At 58.5% G+C, this 21806-nt stretch carries 20 protein-coding genes and 1 pseudogene; 11 read left to right on the forward strand and 10 right to left on the reverse strand.

Going from position 1 to position 21806, the window contains the following annotated elements; translation table 11 throughout:
• Positions 1 to 259: 259 nt before the first annotated feature.
• The 5 genes from JFT63_RS15240 to exaC form a co-directional block, all read right to left on the reverse strand.
• Complete coding sequence (locus JFT63_RS15240; protein ID WP_057703190.1) at positions 260 to 718, reverse strand: GNAT family N-acetyltransferase; 459 nt, start codon at positions 716 to 718, stop codon at positions 260 to 262.
• Positions 719 to 807: 89 nt separating this feature from the next.
• Complete coding sequence (eutC, locus tag JFT63_RS15245) at positions 808 to 1644, reverse strand: ethanolamine ammonia-lyase subunit EutC (protein ID WP_198844241.1); 837 nt, start codon at positions 1642 to 1644, stop codon at positions 808 to 810.
• On the reverse strand, positions 1641 to 3035 hold the full coding sequence (locus JFT63_RS15250) for an ethanolamine ammonia-lyase subunit EutB (RefSeq protein WP_057703192.1): 1395 nt from the start codon (positions 3033 to 3035) through the stop codon (positions 1641 to 1643). The genes eutC and JFT63_RS15250 overlap by 4 nt, the downstream gene beginning before the upstream one ends.
• 52 nt (positions 3036 to 3087) lie before the next feature.
• Positions 3088 to 4521 (reverse strand): ethanolamine permease, encoded by a 1434-nt coding sequence (gene eat, locus JFT63_RS15255; RefSeq protein ID WP_057703193.1) that lies wholly within the window; start codon positions 4519 to 4521, stop codon positions 3088 to 3090.
• Between the two features lie 216 nt (positions 4522 to 4737).
• The gene (exaC, locus tag JFT63_RS15260) at positions 4738 to 6258 is read right to left on the reverse strand and encodes an acetaldehyde dehydrogenase ExaC (RefSeq protein ID WP_005791797.1); all 1521 of its coding nucleotides are present in this window, start codon (positions 6256 to 6258) and stop codon (positions 4738 to 4740) included.
• A gap of 271 nt (positions 6259 to 6529) precedes the next feature.
• On the opposite strand from exaC, the gene JFT63_RS15265 reads away from it, so the two are divergent.
• From JFT63_RS15265 to JFT63_RS15285, 5 genes are all read left to right on the forward strand, one after another.
• Positions 6530 to 8440: a sigma-54-dependent Fis family transcriptional regulator gene (locus tag JFT63_RS15265; protein WP_198844242.1), complete on the forward strand. Its 1911-nt coding sequence runs from the start codon at positions 6530 to 6532 to the stop codon at positions 8438 to 8440.
• A gap of 644 nt (positions 8441 to 9084) precedes the next feature.
• Complete coding sequence (locus tag JFT63_RS29620; RefSeq protein ID WP_233102320.1) at positions 9085 to 9750, forward strand: hypothetical protein; 666 nt, start codon at positions 9085 to 9087, stop codon at positions 9748 to 9750.
• Between the two features lie 112 nt (positions 9751 to 9862).
• On the forward strand, positions 9863 to 11212 hold the full coding sequence (gene mpl, locus JFT63_RS15275) for a UDP-N-acetylmuramate:L-alanyl-gamma-D-glutamyl-meso-diaminopimelate ligase (RefSeq protein WP_186559416.1): 1350 nt from the start codon (positions 9863 to 9865) through the stop codon (positions 11210 to 11212).
• Positions 11209 to 11838: a flavin prenyltransferase UbiX gene (gene ubiX, locus JFT63_RS15280; protein ID WP_005791790.1), complete on the forward strand. Its 630-nt coding sequence runs from the start codon at positions 11209 to 11211 to the stop codon at positions 11836 to 11838. The genes mpl and ubiX overlap by 4 nt, the downstream gene beginning before the upstream one ends.
• A complete protein-coding gene (locus tag JFT63_RS15285) occupies positions 11831 to 12115 on the forward strand; it encodes a YceK/YidQ family lipoprotein (RefSeq protein WP_122301361.1) in 285 nt (94 codons plus the stop codon). Before ubiX ends, JFT63_RS15285 begins: the two co-directional genes overlap by 8 nt.
• 158 nt (positions 12116 to 12273) lie before the next feature.
• Here the strand turns inward: JFT63_RS15285 and JFT63_RS15290 are convergent, their stop codons facing one another.
• From JFT63_RS15290 to JFT63_RS15300, 3 genes are all read right to left on the reverse strand, one after another.
• On the reverse strand, positions 12274 to 12915 hold the full coding sequence (locus tag JFT63_RS15290; protein ID WP_057703199.1) for an oxidoreductase: 642 nt from the start codon (positions 12913 to 12915) through the stop codon (positions 12274 to 12276).
• Between the two features lie 29 nt (positions 12916 to 12944).
• Positions 12945 to 14663 (reverse strand): C13 family peptidase, encoded by a 1719-nt coding sequence (locus JFT63_RS15295; RefSeq protein ID WP_198844244.1) that lies wholly within the window; start codon positions 14661 to 14663, stop codon positions 12945 to 12947.
• Between the two features lie 196 nt (positions 14664 to 14859).
• The gene (locus JFT63_RS15300) at positions 14860 to 15315 is read right to left on the reverse strand and encodes a MaoC family dehydratase (RefSeq protein ID WP_003194496.1); all 456 of its coding nucleotides are present in this window, start codon (positions 15313 to 15315) and stop codon (positions 14860 to 14862) included.
• 184 nt (positions 15316 to 15499) lie between these two features.
• Here JFT63_RS15300 and JFT63_RS15305 point away from each other — a divergent pair, with 184 nt between their 5' ends.
• The 4 genes from JFT63_RS15305 to JFT63_RS15320 all read left to right on the forward strand — a co-directional run bounded on the left by JFT63_RS15305 (position 15500) and on the right by JFT63_RS15320 (position 17494).
• Positions 15500 to 15853: a CidA/LrgA family protein gene (locus JFT63_RS15305; protein WP_005791782.1), complete on the forward strand. Its 354-nt coding sequence runs from the start codon at positions 15500 to 15502 to the stop codon at positions 15851 to 15853.
• Positions 15850 to 16566: an LrgB family protein gene (locus JFT63_RS15310; RefSeq protein WP_057703201.1), complete on the forward strand. Its 717-nt coding sequence runs from the start codon at positions 15850 to 15852 to the stop codon at positions 16564 to 16566. Before JFT63_RS15305 ends, JFT63_RS15310 begins: the two co-directional genes overlap by 4 nt.
• 22 nt (positions 16567 to 16588) lie before the next feature.
• On the forward strand, positions 16589 to 17179 hold the full coding sequence (locus tag JFT63_RS15315) for an LON peptidase substrate-binding domain-containing protein (RefSeq protein WP_186559420.1): 591 nt from the start codon (positions 16589 to 16591) through the stop codon (positions 17177 to 17179).
• Between the two features lie 99 nt (positions 17180 to 17278).
• Positions 17279 to 17494: a hypothetical protein gene (locus tag JFT63_RS15320; protein ID WP_057703347.1), complete on the forward strand. Its 216-nt coding sequence runs from the start codon at positions 17279 to 17281 to the stop codon at positions 17492 to 17494.
• On the opposite strand, the gene JFT63_RS15325 is transcribed toward JFT63_RS15320, so the two are convergent.
• Both JFT63_RS15325 and JFT63_RS15330 read right to left on the reverse strand, forming a co-directional pair.
• Entirely contained in the window at positions 17488 to 18804 is a 1317-nt protein-coding gene (locus tag JFT63_RS15325; RefSeq protein WP_198844245.1) for a bifunctional DedA family/phosphatase PAP2 family protein, read from the reverse strand. The genes JFT63_RS15320 and JFT63_RS15325 overlap by 7 nt on opposite strands.
• Before the next feature lie 143 nt (positions 18805 to 18947).
• Positions 18948 to 19325, reverse strand: a pseudogene (locus tag JFT63_RS15330) (DNA-3-methyladenine glycosylase); the annotation flags it as partial.
• A 47-nt stretch (positions 19326 to 19372) separates the two neighbouring features.
• On the opposite strand from JFT63_RS15330, the gene JFT63_RS15335 reads away from it, so the two are divergent.
• A complete protein-coding gene (locus JFT63_RS15335) occupies positions 19373 to 21031 on the forward strand; it encodes a recombinase family protein (RefSeq protein WP_138726050.1) in 1659 nt (552 codons plus the stop codon).
• A 408-nt stretch (positions 21032 to 21439) separates the two neighbouring features.
• Positions 21440 to 21778 carry a hypothetical protein gene (locus JFT63_RS15340; RefSeq protein ID WP_020301959.1) on the forward strand — a complete coding sequence of 113 codons (339 nt, stop codon included), beginning with the start codon at positions 21440 to 21442 and terminating at the stop codon, positions 21776 to 21778.
• Positions 21779 to 21806 lie beyond the last annotated feature (28 nt).

Raw genomic sequence — 21806 nt, forward strand, 5'->3', positions numbered from 1 at the left:
TACAAGTAATTGTCGCGGTTCTTACAACCCTGAAAGGTCGGCATTATACGGATTGAGAGGTGAAAAGCGTGTGGCTTTTGTAGCGGGGAGTGTCGCGAAATTGTGAAGGGGTTGGGCTTCAAGCCAGTCGTCGGATCCAATGTGGGAGCTGGCTTGCCTGCGATAGCGGTGGGTCAGTATGAGAAATGCTCGCTGACACTCCGCCATCGCAGGCAAGCCAGCTCCCACAAGGATATTGCGGTGTCTGGCTGACTGGTTTTCAGTCTTCGTTGATCGGCAGCACGTAGTTTTTGAACTCGGTGTCTTCACGAAAACCTATGGACTCATAGGTCTTCTGCGCCACCTCGTTGTCGCTGCTGGTGGACACCCGCAGTCGTACGGCGTGGGTTTCCTTGGCCATCTTCTTCGCCGTGCGCATCAGGTTGTCGGCCACCAGCTGCCGGCGGGCATCCTCGGCCACGTAGATGTCGTTGAGGATCCACACGCGTTTGAGCGACAACGAAGAAAAGCTCGGATACAACTGGCAAAACCCCAGCAGCCGCTTGTCATCATCGTCGGCCAGGGCCAGGTAAATCACCGATTCCTTGCGTCGCAGGCGCTTTTCCAGGAAGGCCCGGGATGAATCCGGGAATGGCAGGGCCCCGTAGAACTCGCGGTATTTGACGAACAACGGGGTCAACAGGTCCAGGTGTTCCAGGGTCGCTTGAGTAATCCGCATGCCAGGCCTCAACTTCCAAATGGGGTATGACCACGCGAGCGGCCATGACTTGATGCTGCCTAATGCGGCAAAAAAGCGCAATCGTGCCGCTATTGGTCACCCGGTGGGCTGAGCAGGAAATTGCCCTTCATCAGGTCCGGGTCGTCGGATTCAAGGGTCTGAATCTGTGCCTCATCCTTGAGGTTGACTCCCGACAGTTGCCGACGACACGCCTCGCGCATCAAGTACAGCAAGCGATGGGCCGCCATGCCGTAGCTCAAGCCTTCGAGCCGAACATTGGAGATGCAGTTGCGATACGCATCGGTGAGGCCGACCTTGGGGTTGTAGGTGAAATACAGGCCCAGGCTGTCCGGCGAGCTGAGCCCCGGCCGTTCACCGATCAGGATCACCACCATTTTGGCGCCGAGTAATTGCCCGATTTCATCGGCCACCGCCACGCGGCCTTGCTCCACCAGTATGACCGGTGACAAGGACCAGCCTTCGGCGTGGGTTTGTTCTTCCAGGCGCGTCAGAAACGGCGCCGTGTGTTTATGTACCGCCAGCGCCGAAAGGCCATCGGCCACCACGATGGCCAAATCCACGCCGCCCGAATGCGCCAACGCGTAGTCGCGCAGGGTTTGGGCCGACTCATCGCTCAAGCGTCGCCCAAGGTCCGGGCGTTGCAGGTACATATGCCGGTCTGTGGCGGCGCTGCGCAGCAACAGGCTGTCTCGGCCACGTTCGGCCAATTGGCTGCTGAGCCCGGCATGGTCGAAGGGCAGGTGCACCGCATCCCGCGCCTGGGCGTGGGCAAACTGAAAGTCCAGCTGGGCGCTGGTCGGAATACTGGTGCCGGTGCGGCCCAGGGCAATACGTGCCGGGGTCAGGCGGCGCAGTTCCAGCCACGGGTTGTCAGGCAATTCTGGTTGCACGGTCGGCTCCTTCATCCCAATTGCGCCAGAGCGTGGCGAAACGCCGGTGGCAGGCTGTTGCCAAAATGCACCTTGCCGTCTGCCTGCGTGAAGATGCCCATTTTCGCCAGCCACTGTTCAAACTCCGGCGCCGGTTTTAAACCCAATGTTTGCCGGGCGTACAAGGCGTCGTGGAACGAGGTGGTCTGGTAGTTGAGCATGATGTCGTCGGAGCCGGGGATGCCCATGATGAAGTTGATGCCGGCCACGCCGAGCAGGGTCAGCAGGGTGTCCATGTCGTCCTGATCGGCTTCGGCGTGGTTGGTGTAGCAGATATCACAGCCCATGGGCACGCCGAGCAGCTTGCCGCAGAAGTGGTCTTCCAGGCCCGCGCGGATGATCTGCTTGCCGTTGTACAGGTACTCCGGGCCGATAAAACCGACCACGGTATTGACCAGGAACGGCTTGAAGTGCCGAGCCACGGCGTAGGCACGGGTTTCACAGGTTTGCTGGTCGACGCCAAAGTGCGCATTGGCCGACAGGGCACTGCCCTGGCCGGTTTCGAAGTACATCAGGTTCTGGCCCAGGGTGCCGCGATTGAGGCTCAACCCGGCGTCGTAACCTTCCTGCAGCACGTTCAGGTTGATGCCGAAACTGGCGTTGGCGGCCTCGGTGCCGGCGATCGACTGGAACACCAGGTCCAGCGGCACGCCACGGTTGATCGCCTCGATAGAGGTGGTGACGTGGGTGAGCACGCAGGCCTGGGTCGGGATTTCGTAGCGCTGGATGATCGCATCGAGCATCTCCAGCATGGCGCAGATCGAGGCGATGCTGTCGGTGGCCGGGTTGATGCCGATCATGGCGTCGCCGTTGCCGTAGAGCAGGCCGTCGAGAATGCTCGCGGCAATGCCCGCCGGTTCGTCGGTGGGGTGGTTGGGCTGCAAGCGTGTGGACAAGCGCCCGCGCAAGCCCATGGTGCCGCGAAACTGGGTGACCACGCGGATCTTTTGCGCCACCAGCACCAGGTCCTGCACGCGCATGATCTTGGACACGGCCGCCGCCATTTCCGGTGTCAGCCCCGGCGCCAGTGCGCGTAGGGATTGTTCATCCGCCGCGTCACTGAGCAGCCAGTCGCGCAGGCCACCGACGGTGAGGTGGCTCACCGTGGCAAAGGCCTGTTTGTCGTGGGTGTCGATGATCAGCCGGGTGACTTCGTCGCTTTCATAGGGAATCAGCACTTCTTCGAGGAAGTGCTTGAGCGGTGTATTGGCCAGCGCCATTTGGGCGGCGACCCGTTCGCCGTCATTCTGCGCCGCGACGCCAGCCAGGAAGTCGCCGGAGCGCGCCGGGCTGGCTTTGGCCATCAGATCCTTGAGGCTGTCGAAGCGGTAGGTGTGTGCACCCACCGCGTGGGAAAAACTTGCCATACAGTGTCTCCTTGGCGACGCAAGCAGGCGCCCGCGTCGAGGTTTGCGGCACTTAGTGCAGGGCGGCCTCTGCGGCCTGGATCGCCGCGAATTCTTCTTCCGGCGTGCCTGCTACCAAGTGATGCCGGCTGTAGAAAGCAAAGTAAGCAATTAATACTCCATAGATGACCGCCGCGCCAATCACCACCCGCGGGTCGACCAAAAAGCCTGCCACCACGGCCACGCAGGCCAGTATCAGCGCCACGCCCGAGGTGAAGATGCCACCTGGCGTGCGGTATGGGCGCTCCATTTTAGGGCGACGGATGCGCAGGGTGATGTGCGCGGCCATCATCAGCACGTACGAAATTGTCGCGCCAAACACCGCCACCAGAATCAACAAATCACCCTGGCCGGTCAGCGACAGGCCAAAACCGATGATGCCGGGAATGACCAACGCCAGTACCGGCGCCTTGCTCTTGTTGGTCTCGGACAATTTACGCGGCAGGTAGCCGGCGCGAGACAAGGCAAAGATCTGGCGCGAATAGGCGTAGATAATCGAGAAAAAGCTCGCGATCAAGCCAGCCAGGCCGACCAGGTTGACGAAGCTGCCCATCCAGGTCGAGCCGCCGTAAGACAGCGCCAGGGCTTCCACCAAGGGGTTACCGGATTTGATCAGCGCATACGTGCCCGCACCGCCCGGCGCGATCACCAGGATCAACAGGGCAAAACTGGTCAGCACCACAATCGCGCCGATCAGCCCGCGGGGCAGGTCGCGCTTGGGGTTCTTGGTTTCTTCAGCGGCCAGGGGCACGCCTTCGACCGCGAGGAAAAACCAGATCGCATAGGGGATAGCCGCCCACACACCGACGTAGCCGAACGGCAGGAAGCTGCTGGCGCCCTTGGCCTCGGTCACCGGAATATCCAGCAGGTTGGCAATGTTGAAGTGCGGCACCATCGACACCAGGAACACGCCCAGGGCGATTGCGGCGACGGCGGTGATCACGAACATCAGCTTCAGCGCTTCGCCGACACCAAAGATGTGGATGCCGATAAAGATGATGTAGAACGCCAGGTAAATCATCCAGCCGCCAATGCCGAACAGCGACTCGCAATAAGCGCCGATAAACACCGCAATAGCGGCGGGAGCGATGGCGTACTCGATCAGGATCGCGGTGCCGGTGAGGAAGCCGCCCCAGGGGCCAAAGGCGCTGCGGGCAAAACCGTAGCCACCGCCAGCGGTGGGGATCATGGACGACAACTCGGCCAGGGAAAAGCACATGCACAGGTACATGGTGGCCATCAGCAAGGTGGCGAGGAACATGCCGCCCCAGCCACCCTGGGCCAGGCCGAAGTTCCAGCCGGCGTAGTCGCCGGAGATCACGTAGGCGACGCCAAGGCCAACCAGCAACACCCAGCCGGCGGCGCCTTTTTTCAATTCGCGTTGTTGAAAGTAATCGGTGCCGACTTTTTCAAAGTCGACAGAAGAACCAGTGGGTTCGCTAGGCATGGGAAGTACCTTCCATTCTTATTGTTTTTGACTCGGCGTCTTTGTGCCGAACGAGGTAGCAATTGCTTGTGATATCAAATGTGGGAACTGGCTTGCCTGCGATAGCAGCCTGTCAGCTACCCGTTATTTGGCTGATACACCGTTATCGCAGGCAAGCCAGCTCCCACACTTGATTGCATTTCAAGTTGGGAGCGGGTTGCTTGCTACAAGGCTAAGTTAGAAAAAGCCCAACGGATTAATGTCGTAGCTCACCAGCAAGTTCTTGGTCTGCTGGTAGTGATCCAACATCATCTTGTGGGTTTCGCGCCCTACGCCGGACTTCTTGTAACCGCCAAACGCGGCATGCGCCGGGTACAGGTGGTAGCAGTTGGTCCACACGCGGCCAGCCTTGATCGCCCGGCCCATGCGGTAGGCGCGGTTGATGTCGCGGGTCCACAGGCCGGCGCCCAGGCCGAACTCGGTGTCGTTGGCAATCGCCAGGGCTTCGGCTTCATCCTTGAAGGTGGTGATGCTCACCACCGGGCCGAAGATTTCTTCCTGGAACACACGCATGTCGTTGGTGCCCTTGAGCAGGGTTGGCTGGATGTAATAGCCGGTCGCCAGATCGCCGGTGAGCTTTTCAACCTTGCCGCCGGTCAGCAGTTGCGCGCCTTCGCCCTTGGCAATTTCCAGGTAAGACAGGATCTTGTCGAACTGCTGCTCGGACGCCTGGGCGCCGACCATGGTGTCGGTGTCCAGCGGGTCGCCACGCTTGATCGACTCGACCTTTTTCATCACCACTTTCATGAAGTCGTCGTAGATCGACTCTTCCACCAGCGCGCGGGATGGGCAGGTGCACACTTCGCCCTGGTTGAAGAACGCCAGCACCAGGCCTTCAGCGGCTTTTTCGATAAATGCAGGTTCGGCTTTCATGATGTCGGCGAAGAAGATGTTCGGCGACTTGCCGCCCAGTTCAACCGTGGACGGAATGATGTTCTCGGCCGCCGCATGCATGATGTGCGAGCCCACCGGGGTGGAACCGGTAAAGGCGATCTTGGCGATGCGCTTGCTGGTCGCCAGGGCTTCGCCGGCTTCCTTGCCGAAACCGTGCACCACGTTCAGCACGCCTGGCGGCAGCAGGTCGCCGATCAGTTCCATCAGCACGCTGATGCCCAGTGGGGTTTGCTCGGCGGGCTTGAGCACCACGCAGTTACCGGCGGCCAGGGCTGGGGCGAGTTTCCAGGCGGCCATCAGCAGCGGGAAGTTCCACGGGATGATCTGGCCGACCACACCCAGCGGTTCATGGAAGTGATAGGCGGCCGTGAGTTCGTTGATTTCGGCGCTGCTGCCTTCCTGGGCGCGGATGCAGCCTGCGAAGTAGCGGAAATGGTCGGCGGCCAGCGGGATATCGGCGTTGAGGGTTTCACGCACGGCCTTGCCGTTGTCCCAGGTTTCGGTGATGGCCAGCAGTTCGAGGTTCTGCTCGATACGGTCGGCGATTTTCAGCAGTACCAGCGAACGGTCCTGGGCGCTGGTTTTGCCCCAGGCGTCTGCGGCTGCGTGGGCGGCGTCCAGTGCTTTGTCGATGTCTTTGGCAGTGGAGCGCGGGAAGTCGGCGATCGGTTTGCCGTTGACCGGCGAGGTGTTGGAGAAGTAGTTGCCATCGACCGGCGCAACGAATTCGCCGCCGATGTAGTTGCCGTATTTGGCCTTGAACGAAACGATGGCGCCTTCGGTACCGGGGTGTGCGTAACGCATGGTGGGCATCTCCTGCTTTTATGTTTATCGGAGTACAGCGCTGCGAGCGCGTTATAAAGCGTAGAGCAAAGGTCGGGCCACTGTGTGCGGGCCCGGTAAATCAAGGGTTTGGTTTTGTTTACAAGGCATGACTGTGACAGGGGAGATACAGGTGGGGTGACAGTTTGTGCCATAAACGGTACAGCCTGTGACCGGTGGGTCGGCCCGGGATTGCAATGGCCGGATGGCTGGTGGATGCTGGGCGTTCTCACGCAGGGAGAATAATAAGAACATGCACAACGATCATTTCAGTCGCCATGCGCAACAGGTGCTCACCGTCACCCGGGGGCAAGAGCCGCTCCAGGGGCCGGGCAGCGACCCTTCCATCGCCCGTTCCTGGCTGCGTTGCGTTGAGGACTACCACCTCGATCCTGCGCTTACCATTGCGCCCACGGTGCTTGAGCATGGTCGCCTGCTGGAAAGCCGCGAACGCCTGCGCCAGGTGCTGCACATCGCCGGCAACGAAATGAACAGCCTGCACCAGCAACTCTCGGGTGCCGGTCACGCGGTGCTGCTTACCGATGCTCGCGGGGTGATTCTCAACTGTGTCACCGCGCCGTCCGAGCGCAAGATTTTCGAACGCGCCGGGCTGTGGCTGGGCGCCGACTGGAGTGAAGCCTGCGAAGGCACCAACGGCATCGGCACCTGCCTGGTGGAGCGTCAATCCCTGACTATTCACCGTGACGAGCATTTTCGCGGTCGCCATACCGGGCTGACCTGTTCGGCCAGCCCGGTGTTCGATCCGCAGGGTGAGCTGCTGGCGGTGCTGGACGTGTCGTCGGCCCGCGAAGCCGTGTCGCGTCAGAGCCAATTCCATACGATGGCGCTGGTGAACCTGTCGGCGAAGATGATCGAGAGCTGCTACTTCCTGCGTCATTTCGAGCACCACTGGTTGCTGCGCTTTCATCTGCAAGCGGAGTCGGTGGGCTTGTTCAGCGAAGGGCTGTTGGCGTTCGATGGCGAAGGGCGCATTTGTGCGGTCAACCAAAGCGCCCTGAACCTGCTCGGGCAGCTTCGCGGCAGTTTGATGGGGCAATCGGTGGACGCGTTTTTCGACTGCTCCCTGGACCAGTTGCTCGGGCGCGCCAGCGCCAATGCCACCGCCAGTTGGCCATTGCTGACCCGCGATGGCCGACGTCTGTTCGCGGCGCTGCGTGGCCAGGCGCGCACTCCCTCGACCCCGGCGCCCAAGCCTGTAGCGCCACGTCCGTGCGACATCTGCCTGGACGACCCGGCGCTGCAAAACGAGATGCGCAAGGCGGTGCGCGTATTCGAGCGCGACGTGCCCCTGCTGATCAATGGTCAAACCGGCTCGGGCAAAGAGGCTTTCGCCAAGGCCGTGCACCAGGCCAGTCAGCGGGCCGATAAGCCTTTTGTGGCACTGAACTGCGCCGCCATTCCAGAAAACCTGATTGAAAGCGAACTGTTTGGTTATCGCGGTGGCAGTTTTACCGGTGCCCTTAAAGAGGGTGTGCGCGGCAAGTTGCAACAGGCGGAGGGCGGTACGCTGTTTTTGGATGAAATCGGCGACATGCCGCTGGCCTTGCAAACCCGCTTGTTAAGGGTGTTGGAAGACCGGCTGGTCGTCCCTATCGGCGGTGAGCCCCAAGCCTTGAATGTGCGCGTGATCAGTGCCACGCACCGTAATCTGCTTGAGTGCGTGCAGAGCGGCAGTTTTCGTGAAGACTTGTATTACCGCCTGAATGGCTTGGAAGTCGCGCTGCCGGCCTTGCGCGAGCGCAGCGACAAGTCGCAGCTGTTGGATTTTCTGTTGGCTCAGGAGGCAGGCAAGGACGTGGTGGTGCTTGATGATGAGGCGCGTCAGGCATTGTTGGCCTTTTCATGGCCGGGCAACGTGCGGCAGTTGCGCACGGTGCTGCGAACCCTGGTGGCGCTGTGTGAGGACGGGCGGGTAGGGCTGGAGGCGTTACCCATGCCCATTCGCCAGGCCATGGCGCAGGGGGGCGGCGTGGACGAGCCCCGCGCCTTGCCCCTTGAAAGTGCTGAACGCCAGGCTTTATTGGAGGCGCTGGCACAACAGTGTTGGCACATGAGCCGCGTGGCTGAACAACTGGGGGTTAGTCGCAATACGCTCTATCGCAAGTTGCGTAAACATGGGATTGCACGAGGTGCCCTGCCATAAGTCGTTCTTTGCTGTGTTGTTTGTCTCACACGCGCTACGGCGTTTTGTTGGGGCAATTGTGGACATCGTCCCGGAACGCAACGAGTTGTTTTTTGCACTGATTAAATAAGGGCGTAGTGCTCTGTCCTTATAAAAACAGTCGCTTAAAACTTATCGAGTCACAACACATGAATATTACAAATCCAACAAGTACTTATGTGCCATCACTCCTTGATCAACCGGCCGCTGCGTCGATGGATCAACCGCAACCGCAACCGTCAACCGTTGTAGATGCGTATGCTCAGCACGAAAATACCTCGCCACCGCAAGAAACTGCCGGGCAACAGCCGCTGGTACGGAACAAACGAGGTATTGCCTTTGGACGGCGGCTCTCGCTACCGACATTTATAAATGTGTCGGGTGCTCGGCTCGCCCCACCCATCCCTACGGCGCCTCCTGGCAGGGGGACGCCTGCCGCGTTCAATCCCACGGCGACCAGGTTTCAGGCTGCAATGGGCGCAGGGAAACCTTCGTTACCTGCGGACAGTGCTGTCCCGGGCACGCCCGTCGGTAGCTCAAACCAATCGCTGGTGGATAGGTTCAAAGCATTGGCGACCAAAAGTCCTCAGTCGTCCCCGGCGGATAAGCCTGTCATTGTAAAACCGTTGGACCCTCCGACAGTCAGCGTGGCGGACGTCACCCAGCGGCTGATGGATGCCGACAAGCTGGTCAAGGCAGGCGTTATTTCCACCTCGCCATCGACAGGCAAGGTGGTCAAGGATGCCTTCATCACCGCAGGCGTCAACGGTGTGGTCAGTGCGCCCATCAATGTGGGCGCTTATGCCGGGTCGGTGGCTGCTGGCGAGGCAATCAAGGGGCAATACGTGCCAGCGGCCTTGCCCCCTGCGCACCTGCCGGGCGCTGCAAAGCCCGAATCGTCGCCCACCACTGACACGGCTGCGCCACAGACGTCGGCCACGCCCCGTCTTGATCGAGTTGAACGCCTGGTGCTCCAGTATGCCGATGTCATGGCCACGCTGTCGTCGGCAAGCGACGAAGAAAGGCGCGCCATGGAAGAGACCGTGCCCAAGGAGCGCGGGGCTCGATTAAGTCATCTTGAGCGGCGCCTGAGCCTGTCCGAGCCGCACATGAAGCAAGTGGCAGAGAACCGCGGCATTATTTTCAAACCTTACGCACAATCCGAAGCGCCCCCTATAAAAGGTGGCCGCCTGGGGTCGATTGAACACCGTTATCACGCGCTGGAGCAGGCTGCCGAGAAAATCATTCTTTTGGATGGTGCTAAAACCAAAGATGCCGGGTCCGCAATTTAATAAAGCAATTCCTTTGCCCGCCGGATCCTACCGGCGGGCGTTTCGCCTTCAGCTAAAGCGTGCGAACTTTCCCACCCTACGCTAACCTGCCTCGATGTTTACGAGGTCAACTATGCACATTCATATTCTGGGTATCTGCGGCACGTTCATGGGTTCGATGGCGGTTCTGGCCAAAGAGCTGGGCCATCACGTTACGGGCTCCGATGCCAATGTCTATCCGCCCATGAGCACGCAGCTGCAGGCGCAAGGTATCGAGCTGACCCAAGGTTACGACCCCTCGCAATTCGACCCGGTGCCGGATCTGGTCGTGATCGGCAACGCTATGTCCCGCGGCAACCCGGCGGTCGAGTACGTGCTCAATAAAGGTTTGCCTTACGTCTCTGGCCCTCAATGGCTGGCTGATCACGTGTTGCAAGGTCGTTGGGTATTGGCGGTCGCCGGCACTCACGGCAAGACCACCACCAGCAGTATGCTCGCCTGGGTACTGGAACACGCGGGCATGAGCCCGGGCTTCCTGATCGGCGGTGTGCCGCAGAATTTCTCCGTTTCCGCGCGCCTGGGCGATACGCCGTTTTTTGTGATCGAGGCCGATGAATACGACAGCGCCTTTTTCGACAAGCGTTCCAAGTTTGTCCACTACCGCCCGCGCACCGCGATCCTGAACAATCTTGAGTTCGATCATGCGGACATCTTCCCGGACCTTCCGGCGATTGAGCGGCAGTTCCACCACTTGGTGCGTACCATCCCGAGTGAAGGTCTGGTCATCCACCCGACCACCGAGCCGGCTTTGCAGCGCGTGATCGACATGGGCTGCTGGACACCGGTGCAGACCACCGGTGTGGGCGGGCAATGGCAGGTCAAGTTGCTCAGCGAAGATGGCTCCCGATTTGAAGTGCTGTTCGATGGCCAGGCCCAAGGCATCGTGGAGTGGGATATGACCGGCCAGCACAATGTGGCTAACGCGCTGGTAACCCTGGCGGCTGCCCGGCATGTCGGTGTGGTGCCGGCCATGGGCATCGCTGCCTTGAGTGCGTTCAAAAGCGTTAAGCGGCGCATGGAAAAAGTCGCCGACGTGAACGGGATTACCATTTACGACGACTTTGCCCACCACCCAACAGCCATTGCCACTACGCTCGATGGCCTGCGCAAGCGCGTGGGTGATGCCCAAATCATTGCGATCGTCGAACCGCGCTCCAACTCCATGAAGCTGGGGGCGCACCGCGATGGCCTGCCGGAAAGCGTCAACGACGCCGACCAGGTGGTTTGGTATGCGCCTGCCAACCTTGGCTGGGACCTGCCGGGGATTGCTGCGTTGTGCACCGTGCCTTCGACTGTGTGTGATTCGCTGGAAGGCATCATTGAGCATGTGAAGCTCTTGGCCAAGCCCGGCACCCACGTGGTGGTGATGAGCAACGGCGGCTTCGGCGGCTTGCACGGCAAGCTGGCCGAGGCGCTGAAATGAGCGGCCCGGAACGTATCACCCTGGCAATGACCGGCGCATCCGGTGCGCCCTATGGATTGCGGCTGCTGGATTGCCTGGTGCGTGAAGACCGTGAAGTGCACTTCCTGATCTCCAAGGCCGCACAGTTGGTGTTGGCGACCGAGACGGACGTGCAGTTGCCGGCCAAGGTGCAGATGATGCAAGCGTTCCTCACCGAATACACCGGTGCGGCGGCGGGGCAGATCAAGGTCTATGGCAAAGAAGACTGGATGTCACCCGTGGCTTCGGGCTCCGGTGCGCCGGCAGCGATGGTGGTGGTGCCATGCTCCACCGGCACCCTGTCGGCGATTGCCACGGGCGCCTGCAACAACCTGATCGAACGGGCGGCGGACGTGACCTTGAAAGAGCGTCGCCAATTGATCCTGGTGCCGCGCGAAGCACCGTATTCGAGTATTCACCTGGAGCACATGCTCAAGTTGTCGAACATGGGCGTGACCATTTTGCCTGCGTCGCCGGGTTTCTATCACCAGCCGCAGACCATCGATGACCTGGTGGATTTTGTGGTGGCGCGCATTCTCAACTTGCTGAACATTCCCCAGGACATGCTGCCGCGTTGGGGCGAGCACCATCTGGGCGGCGATGAATAAAGCACTGCTGCTGTTGATGGCGCTGCAACTCACCGGCTGTGCCACCGCGCGTACTCTGGATGCTGCGCAACCGGGCGCCCCGGTGGTGTATGCCGGCACACGCCTGGATCTGTACGCGATCAATGGCGGCTGCTGCGCCAAGGACCGCTTTGGCGCCGAGGCCCCGAGCTCTCCCCATCTCGACCTGCCGGCCAGCGCGTTGCTCGATACCTTATTGTTGCCACTGTCGGTGTTGACGGTGCTGGGTGTGGGCTTCAACGCCACGGGCGGGCTGTAAGTTAGTGGCTGCCTGGGCCGGCCCCATCGCGGGCAAGCCCGGCTCCCACAGGGGATCGCATTCCAGATAGGAGGGCTGCAGATCATTCTTACTGGGGAATGCATTTCAAGTGTGGGAGCTGGCTTGCCTGCGATGAGGCCAGTACAAGCCCCGCAGCATTACTTGCCGAGCTTGCGCAACTCGTCCGATTCCACCACCCGTACGCCATCCTGCTCTTCCAGCGCCAGGCGCCACATGGCGCGGGCCAGTTCGCAGACTTCGATGCCGTGGTACTTGCCCGGAATCAGACGCGACAACGGCCCGGCCAGTTGTTCGGCCAGACGCGGTTCCAGCCGCTCCCCCAGCAGCAAGGAAGGCCGCACGATGGTCAGTTGCGGCCAGTCCTGGGCTTTCAGCGCCTGCTCCATTTCGCCCTTGACCCGGTTATAGAACACCGAGGATTTCGGGTCGGCGCCGATCGCACTGATCACGATCAAATGGCGCGCACCCAGTTCCCGCGCACGCTTGGCGAAGGCCACCACCATGTCCAGATCGACCGCACGGAACGCCGATTCCGAACCGGCTTTCTTGATTGTGGTGCCCAGGCAGCAGAAGGCAATATCCACTCGGCCGCTCAGTTGCGGCAGGAACACCGCCGGGTCGCCCACCGGGTTTTCCAGGCGTGGGTGTTCAGCCAGTGGCTTGCGGCTCGGCGCCAGTACGCGGGTCACGGTGGGTTCGTTGAGCAGGCGGTCGAGCAGGTGTTCGCCGGTGAGGCCAGAGGCCCCGGCCAACAAGATATGCTGAGGTGTCAGGTACATGATATTTCCCCCTTGTTACACGTTACAGCTTAGTTGCCTTTGGCTTCCTTGCTATTCATTGAGACGCTTTCGAGCGCCTTTCGTGCCTGCTGTTTACGTAATAATTGCCAATGGGCGATCACGCCTTTGGGCGCCCAGATCTGCGGTTCGGAGGCTTCGAAGTTGTCCGCCTGTTCGCGTTCGGCCACATGCCGTTGTGCCAGTTTGAACGCGTTTTGCAAATCGTCCGTCTGGTTGAAAGCTTGTGCGAAAAGGGCATCGCCAAAGTAGGTAAAGTCTGCTTCCTCTGAACAACCGAAGGATACGCGATCCGCACGGGAGGCAGTCATGATCAGCGTGCGCTCATCTTTGAGGGCTGGAATGAAACCGCCGGAGTAGCACGCGGAAATCACGATGATCTTGTCGCGGTTTTTCAAGGGGGCCAGCACGGCGGCCAGCTCATCGGCGGGCAGATCGGCCAGTTCCATACGCGGCTGGTCGAGCACCAGTTCGTGTTCGTGGGTGCCGTGGCTGGTCAGGTAGATGAACACCAGGTCTTCGGGGCCGGTACGCTCGGCCAGGGTTTGTACGGAACGCCGCAGGCTTTCACGGGTGGCCAGCGGACGGTCGGCGACATGGTCACGATGGTTGACCAGGCGGACCTGTCCACGTGCGCCGAAGCGGGTGGTGAGCAGGTTGCTGACGTAATCGGCTTCGCGCAGGAACACGCTTTGTTTGCCGTCGCCGGCCAACGCCAAGGTGTAAAGCTCGACGGCAGGTGTCGAGGGCGGAACAGCGGCGAGGGCTTCGTCCAACAAGCGGCCTTGGGCCAACAGGCCGGTTTCCAGTGGGTCAGGCAACAACTTGCCATCGGCATCGCGCACGCGCAGGCCATTGACCCAGGTGCCGGCCTGCACGGTGCCGTCGGTGAGCACGAGGGTGCCACGCCCCTGATAGTTATCACTGTCGAAGCCCCCGATATAGAAGCTGCCATCGGTGAGGTTCAGGCGCCCCTCACCGGTAAAGCGCCAGTCAGTGAATTGACCGACGTAGTGGCTGCCATCGGCGCCAATCAATTCGCCTTTGCCGCTGAGTGCGCCTTCCTTGAACTGACCGATCCAAACGTCGCCGTCGGCGTTTTCATAGCGGCCTTTGCCGTTGAGTTGGTTCTGCTTGAATTGGCCGACATAGATATCGCCCTCGGCGCTGTTGAAGGTGCCATTGCCTTCCAGTTGGCCGTCGACAAAGTGGCCGCTGAACTGATTGCCGCTGTCGTCATTGCGCTGGCCTTCGCCGTTGGGCTTGCCATGGGCAAATTGGCCCTGGTATTGGCTGCCATCGGCTAATTCCAGGCGACCGAGGCCCGCGTACTGGTCATCCTTGAACTCGCCGCGATAGGTCATCTGCCCCTCTTTGAGGGTGCCTTCGCCATTGCGTCGACCGTTCTTGAAGCTGCCGACATAGCTGCTGCCTGCAGTGGTCAGGCTGCCCTGGCCATCAAACAGGCCCTGCTGGAACTGGCCTTTATAGACTTCGCCATTGCTGCCATGCCATTCGCCCTGGCCGTGCCACTGGCCTTTATCGAACTGGCCGGCGTACCAACTGCCGTTGGGGTAGTCCACGCGGCCCTGGCCTTGCAGCAAACCGTTGACCACATCGCCACGGTAGCGGCCGCCATCGGGCAGGCGCGCATCGGGCGGCAACAGCGATTCGCCGTCTCCGCAAGCGGTGAGCAACAGGGCAAGGGCAAGGGGAGCGAGTGGGCGCATAGCGGGATCCGGATAATTGAGCGCCGAGTATGCCGCAGCCGGGGTGCCGAACCTAGTGGTCTATGCGCAGGATCTACCACCTGTAGGAGCGGGCTTGCCCGCGAAAAACTCACAGGCCCCGCATTTATTCAGCAAGCACGCGTCATCGTTGACGACCTTCGCGGGCAAGCTCGCTCTTACAGTGGGTGTGTGGTGGTTATACGAAACAGAGTGACAGCGACTCGGCAATGTAGGCAGGTTTCTCCTGGCCTTCGATTTCCAGGGTGGCGGTGGCCTTGAACAGCCATTGGCCCGGTTTTTTCTCGGTGACGTCGGTGAGCGTGACGTTCAGGCGCACTTTGGAGTTGACCTTCACCGGTTGGATGAAACGGACACTGTCCAGGCCGTAGTTGACGGCCATTTTCAAGCCTTCGGGCATGATCAGGATGTCTTCCATCAGCTTGGGCATCAGGGACAGCGACAAAAAACCGTGAGCGATGGTGCTGCCGAACGGGGTTTGCGCGGCCTTGACCGGGTCGACGTGGATGAACTGATGATCGCCGGTCGCCTCTGCGAACAGGTTGATGCGCGCCTGGTCGATGGTGAGCCATTCGGAACGTCCCAGTTCCTTGCCGACATAATCTTTGAGCTGCGCTACGGGTACATAGGGCATTGCGTCTCTCCTGGGTTCATCATTTTTATCCCCCCGTTGAGAAGGGGCTTTTTATGGCATACAGAGAACCAATGTAGATCATCATGGGCAAATGGCCCGGTCAACCCAACATGCTTTTGGCGAATGCCGGAGCATAGAGCGGTCATGCTTATAATGCGCACAAGCTTTGAGGGGAGAGAGCGGGATGCTGTTACGTGGCCTGACCTGGCTGGTGCTGTTTCAATTGATCGGCACGGCGATCAATCATTTGCTGTTGCCGGTACTGCCGGGGCCGATCATCGGCCTGCTGCTGATGCTGGGTTTTCTGGTCTGGCGCGGTGAAGTCGGCGAACCGCTGAGCCTGGCGGCCGGCAGCCTGTTGCGTTATCTGCCGTTGCTGTTGGTGCCCCCGGCGGTGGGAGTGATGGTCTACGCCAAGGACATTGTCGCGGACTTCTGGGCCATCGTCGGGGCGCTGGTGTTGTCGCTGGTGATCGCCATGGGCTTTGTCGGTGTGCTGATGCAGCAGATGGTCAGGCGCAAGGAGAAGGACCAATGATGCTTGACTGGCACGGCGCCTGGACGGCGGTCATTCATCATCCGTTGTTCGGCATCGGCATCACCCTGGGCGCCTATCAGTTGGTGCTGGCGGGGTACGAGAAAACCCGCTGGATCTTCCTGCAACCGGTGCTGGTGTCGATGTTACTGGTGATCGGCGTGCTGCTCACCTGCGGCCTGAGTTACGCCGAATACCGCGAGAGCACCCAGATCATGGGCATTCTGCTGGGGCCTGCGACGGTGGCCCTGGCGGTCCCGCTTTACCTCAACCTGCGCCGGATTCGCCAATTGTTCTGGCCGATTTTTACTACGCTGGTGATAGGCGGGGTGTTGGCTACCGGTTTGTGCGTGCTGTTGGGGTGGTGGTTTGGTGCCGAGCACCGGGTGTTGATGACCATGGCGCCCAAGTCGGTGACGTCGCCGATTGCCATGTTGGTCGCCGAACAGATCGGTGGCGTGGCAGCATTGGCGGCAGTGTTTGTATTGATCACCGGGGTGGTCGGCGCGATGATCGGCCCGGCGTTTCTGTCGCGCCTGGGCGTGCACAGCCCTGAAGCGCGCGGTATGGCGCTGGGCATGACGGCCCACGCGGTTGGCACCTCGGTGGCCCTGCAGGAAAGCGAAGAGTGCGGCGCCTTTGCGGCGCTGGCCATGAGCCTGATGGGCGTGGCGACGGCGGTGTTTCTGCCGTTGGCTGTGTCGGTAATTGTTTAACCCGGGTTTTAAGGAAACCGTTATGAGTCTGGCGCTGTTCCCACTCAACACTGTGCTGTTCCCTGGCTGCACCCTCGACCTGCAGATATTCGAGGCGCGCTACCTGGACATGATCAGCCGCTGTATGAAAAAGGGCGAAAGCTTCGGCGTGGTGTGCATCTTCAATGGTCAGGAAGTGGGCACGGCCCCGGACGGCTATGCGCTGATCGGCTGCGAAGCGTTTATTCGCGACTTCAAGCAGCAGGACAACGGCCTGCTGGGGATTCGTGTCGAGGGTGGCCGCCGTTTCCGCGTACTGGACGTGACGGTGCAGAAAGATCAATTGCTGGTGGCCGAGGTGCAATGGCTGGAGGAGATGCCGGACCGGTCTCTGGAAGAAGAGGATGCCGACTTGCTCGCGTTGCTGGAGGCTCTGGCCGAGCACCCCATGGTAGCTTCGCTGGAAATGAACGCCCATGCCGAAGGCCAGCAGGCCCTCGGCAACCAACTGGCGTATCTGCTGCCGTTCACTGACGCCGATAAGGTCGACTTGTTGCGAATTGATGATCCACAGCAGCGGCTCGATGCCATTCAGATGTTGCTGGATGAGTTGCAGGGTGAGTTGTTCACCTGAGAGAGGGAATTATCTGTAGCCACTTTCAGATTTTGCTTCGTCATTTCAGGCGCGGCGCCTGCAATATTTTCCGGTCACACCATAATGATCGGGAAGACCATGATTCGTCTGACACCATCGGAACAAGTCGCCTGGGACGCGTATTTTGTCAGCGTGACCACGCAATTACTCCAGCAGGACGCCACCCGGGGCGCGGAATTCATCGCCGAGCGCGCTGCCGACATTGCCGACGAGATGCTGTTGGAGCGACGCGAACGTTGCGTTGAGCGTCGCTCTGCTTCAGTGGACTGGATTGGCCCGGCCAAGGGTCAGTAGGCGTACCTGAGCAAGGCGTGGGAAGTGCCGGTGAAGGCGATGAAGCCGAGTACCGCCACCACCGCCGGCAATACCAGCCACCAGGCTTTTTGCGTCATTGCCGGTAATGGGCTGCGGTACTGGATCGCGGTCAGGCTGAACGCGCATACCGTCATGGCCAGTAGCGTGCCTGCGAGGATGTCGCTGGGCCAGTGAGCGCCCAGGTATACCCGCGACAGGGCAATAAATGCAGCGGGTATGCAGCCCAGCAGCATCCAGGTCAGGCGCAGCCTTGTGGGTTGGCCGCGACCGGCCAATACCGCGAGCGCCAGGAAGAAGGCAAAGGCACCGGAGGCATGGCCGCTGGGCATGCTGAAGTTGGTCAACGGGTCTGTGAGGATTTCCGGGCGGCCACGGGCGAAAAACAGCTTGGTGCCAGTGTTGATCACTGCCGCGCCAGCCAGGGTTGCCCCCACAAACAGCGCGTGACGCCATTGCCGTGCCACGAACAGCAGGCCGGTGAACACGGCGCTGGCGAAGAACATTTTCTTGAACTCGCCCAGTTGCGTGATACGCACCATCACCTCGTCCAGCCATGGGCTGCGATGCTCCTGTACCAGGGCGCTCAGGCCCTGGTCGAACTCATTGAGATGCGGGTAGCCGATAAACAGCGCGATCAGCAGGGTCAGGCTGGCACAACCGATCCACAACGTTGCGCGACGATGGGCGCGCAGGCTGCTGTTCAAGCTCAACCCCAACAGCGCCGCCAGGCACGCCGCGACAATTGCCGCTTGCGGCCAGAAACCTTCAGGCAAGGGCAGGCGGAACGCGGCTCCGGCTGCCCAGCCAGGCAATAGGTACGCCACCGACCAGCCTGCGGCGGCGATCACGCTGACGATCGCAAAGCGCGGGAACGGCATGTCGCACATACCGGCGACCATCGGCAGCATGGGGCGCAATGGCCCGATGAAGCGCCCGACCAGCAGGCTGGCGATGCCGTACTTGTGGAAGTAGGTTTCTGCGCCATCCATCCATTCCGGATGATGGCGCAGGCCCGGCAGGCGCCGAATGTTTTGATGGAAGTGTCGCCCCAGGTAGTAGGAAACCCCGTCGCCCAACAGGCCGCCAAGCAAGCCCAGCAGCAGGGTTTCGCTCAACGACAGCGCGCCGCTGCCGGCCAGCGCGGCAATCGCAAACAGCAATACGGTGCCCGGCACGATCAGCCCGGCAATCGCCAGGCACTCCACGCACGCGACGATAAACACCGCGGCTGCCAGCCATTGTGGGTTGAGGGTCAACCAGCCGGTGATGCTATCGAGCCATTGGCCCATACAATCCACTCCATAATGAGACGGTGAATTTCCACTGTGGGAGCTGGCTTGCCTGCGATGGCTGCGGCATGGCCAGCATGGAAGTTGCCTGGCCCACCGCTAAATCGCAGGCAAGCCAGCTCCCACATGGGATGTGTCGCCCGTTAGATCAAAAAATAATCCCGGCCTTCGACCTGCCCGCGGCGCAGCGGGTTCCGCGTGCAGTACGGCGCATAGCCAGCATCGACGAAGCGGTACATCAAGTGCTCATCGCGCCCGCTGGGAATGCCCAGGCGCGTGGTCTGGATAATCTGCGTGGGCACCTGGCCCACGTCTTCGACATACAGCAGTTCCTGATCGAAGCGCTTGGCGTCCCACATCGGCACTTTCAGGCCCAGTGCCTTGCACAGCAGCGTCTGGCCCGCACACAGTTTTTGCGAGGGGCGTGGGCTGCCATCGGGGTTGGGGTTGTTCAACAGCATCTGCGCCAGGCTCGCCGCGCCGGAAATGTCATCGACCCAGGGATAGGCCGACTTGATCAAGTCGGACGTATAATACCTGCAAGATCGGATCTTACAGGCGGCAGCAAATGGCACGTTTAATCTCCTACCTTCGTATGTCCACAAGCGAGCAATTGAAGGGCTTTTCGCTTGAACGTCAGCGAAAGCTGATCGCTGATTTTGCCCTAAGATATGGGCTTTCGCTCGATGAAAGTCATTCAATTGAAGACATTGGGCGTTCGTCGTTCTCCGACGATGCGGAGCAAAGGCAGCTTGCTCGGTTTTTCACTGACCTAGACGCCGGGAAGTTTTCGCCCGGTGATGTGTTCGCACTGGAAAACATCGACCGGCTGACCCGTCGCGGCCCCATTGATGCCATCTTGAAGGTCAATGCGATCATTTCAAAAGGGTTGAAGCTGGCGATCATCAGCAACAATGAACAAAAAATAATTGAAGATGTAAATGACGTTTTCACCATCATCAATTTGTCCATTGATGCAGCCCGTTCGCATGGTGAAAGTAAAAACAAAAGCGACAAAGGTCTGTCGAACTGGGAAGAAAAAAGAAAACTAGCCGCCAGTCATGGCGTAGCAATGACCGCACAGGCCCCGGCGTGGCTTGATACGGAAACCTTTTATCTAATGGACGAAACCAAGGGTAAACAGATTAAACGCCGTCGATACGTCCTAAATCCCGAAAAAGCTGAAACCGTCCGCCTAATTTTCGAACTTTTCCAAAATGGTAATGGTTCGCTGAAAATCAAAAACATCTTGAATGAGCGAAATATTCCGACCTTCAAAGGTGCGGAATACTGGGAACCTTCGATCATTTCAAAAATGTTGAGAAACCCGGCAACCTTCGGATTTTACCAACCACAAAAGCAAGGCACCGGGAAACGCGACCTGATCCCAGCGGGTGAACCTATTGAGAACTATTTCCCGGCAATTGTGAGCCGTGAAACATTTGAGCAATGCCAACGCATCACCGCTGCAAATTCGACCCGTAAAGGTCGCAAGGGGAAGCTATTCACAAACCTATTCACCGGCCTTTTGAAATGTGTCGATTGTGGTGGCCCTGTTCATCTACTCAATCCCGGTATTGATAAACGGGCGAAAGTTCCGAAGTCGGTCAATTATATTGTTTGTAAAAAAGGGAAGTTTACACGCGAATGTATTTTGAAGCGTTTGCGTTATGACGATTTCGAAGCTGTCATGTTGAACGCTATTCAAGAAATCAACCTCGCGGACGTTCTAAACGAAAATAACCCGCTTGAACAACTAATCAAGCAAATCCGGGCAATTGAAACCAAGATCGAGAAAAACCAAAAGCTTCTTGAAAATTTTCAAAAGTCATTTGTTGAAACCGGCGATCTTCCGGCTTTCATGATTGAAGCGGCCAAGAACGCAGAAACAGCCAATAAAGCCTTGGAAATTGAACGCACTGAGCTACACGCTCAAATCTCACAATTAAACGTCTATAACACCAACGTAGATAACGCCATTGAAGAACTTAAAGAGAATGGCACTTATGAAACCCGTGCAAAAATCAACCTTTTGCTACATGAAATTATAAAAAGCATCAATATTGATTTCGAGCTAGTAGATTTTGCCATAATCTTTAAAAATGGCGTGAAGCGGTTTATAAATGATGGAATTATTCAAAATGTATACATCGCCAAAAGCTTCAGCGAGCAGTCTTTTAGAGAATTTGAAGAAATCCTAAACTATAAGCCGCCCGAAAAAATCTAACCATCAAACGATTAAAAATAGGCTGTCATTAATTTGATGGCCTTTTTTTATGCAGTCTAAAAATCAAACGGCAAAAGAGTACATAAAAGGTCTAATCATCAAACGTTTTTTGTCGGACACTTTTAAAATTTGTCGGACACTTTTTTGTCATACAGATTTGTCGGACACTATTGAAAACATTAAAATATATGATACAACATTTATAGAAGTCTATTAAAGAACAGGCAAGCAATGGAAACGTCCGACATTTAACTTCGTTAAATTTGTCGGGCACAAAAAAACCTTCGGTCTTTTTTGTTCCGTTTCCTTCTTGATTTTCGCACTTCGTTTGAAAATGGTAAGGCAAAAGCAAGTCCCTGTAATGCCTTCGGACATTACAGAAAAATAAACTTAAACATGAGGAAAATTATGAAAGACAAAAAAGACACTAACGTATTCGACTTTGATGCACACAAATCTAAGAAGCCAAATAGCTCAGCAGGTGAAGATCTAGATCAACTATACAAACTAATTAAAGGACTTAATGAGGGATGCGTATTCAATTTGAAAGAAGGGATAGTAGAAGAAATATTATTAGGTAGTGACGACCATGAAAAAATCAAGTTTATCACTTATCTTCTTGGCGAGGTTTTTACACACGACCTGATAAAAGACGAAATCAAATTACAATGTATGGGTGCCTTCACCTATGGATTAAATGTAATTATTCATGGTGATCTTGAAGGTGATGACGTTTCGGAAAGCTAATGATCCACCAACGAACAACAGGCCCCGG

The sequence above is a fragment of the Pseudomonas sp. MF7453 genome, assembly GCF_016405455.1.
GTDB lineage: Bacteria > Pseudomonadota > Gammaproteobacteria > Pseudomonadales > Pseudomonadaceae > Aquipseudomonas > Aquipseudomonas paralactis.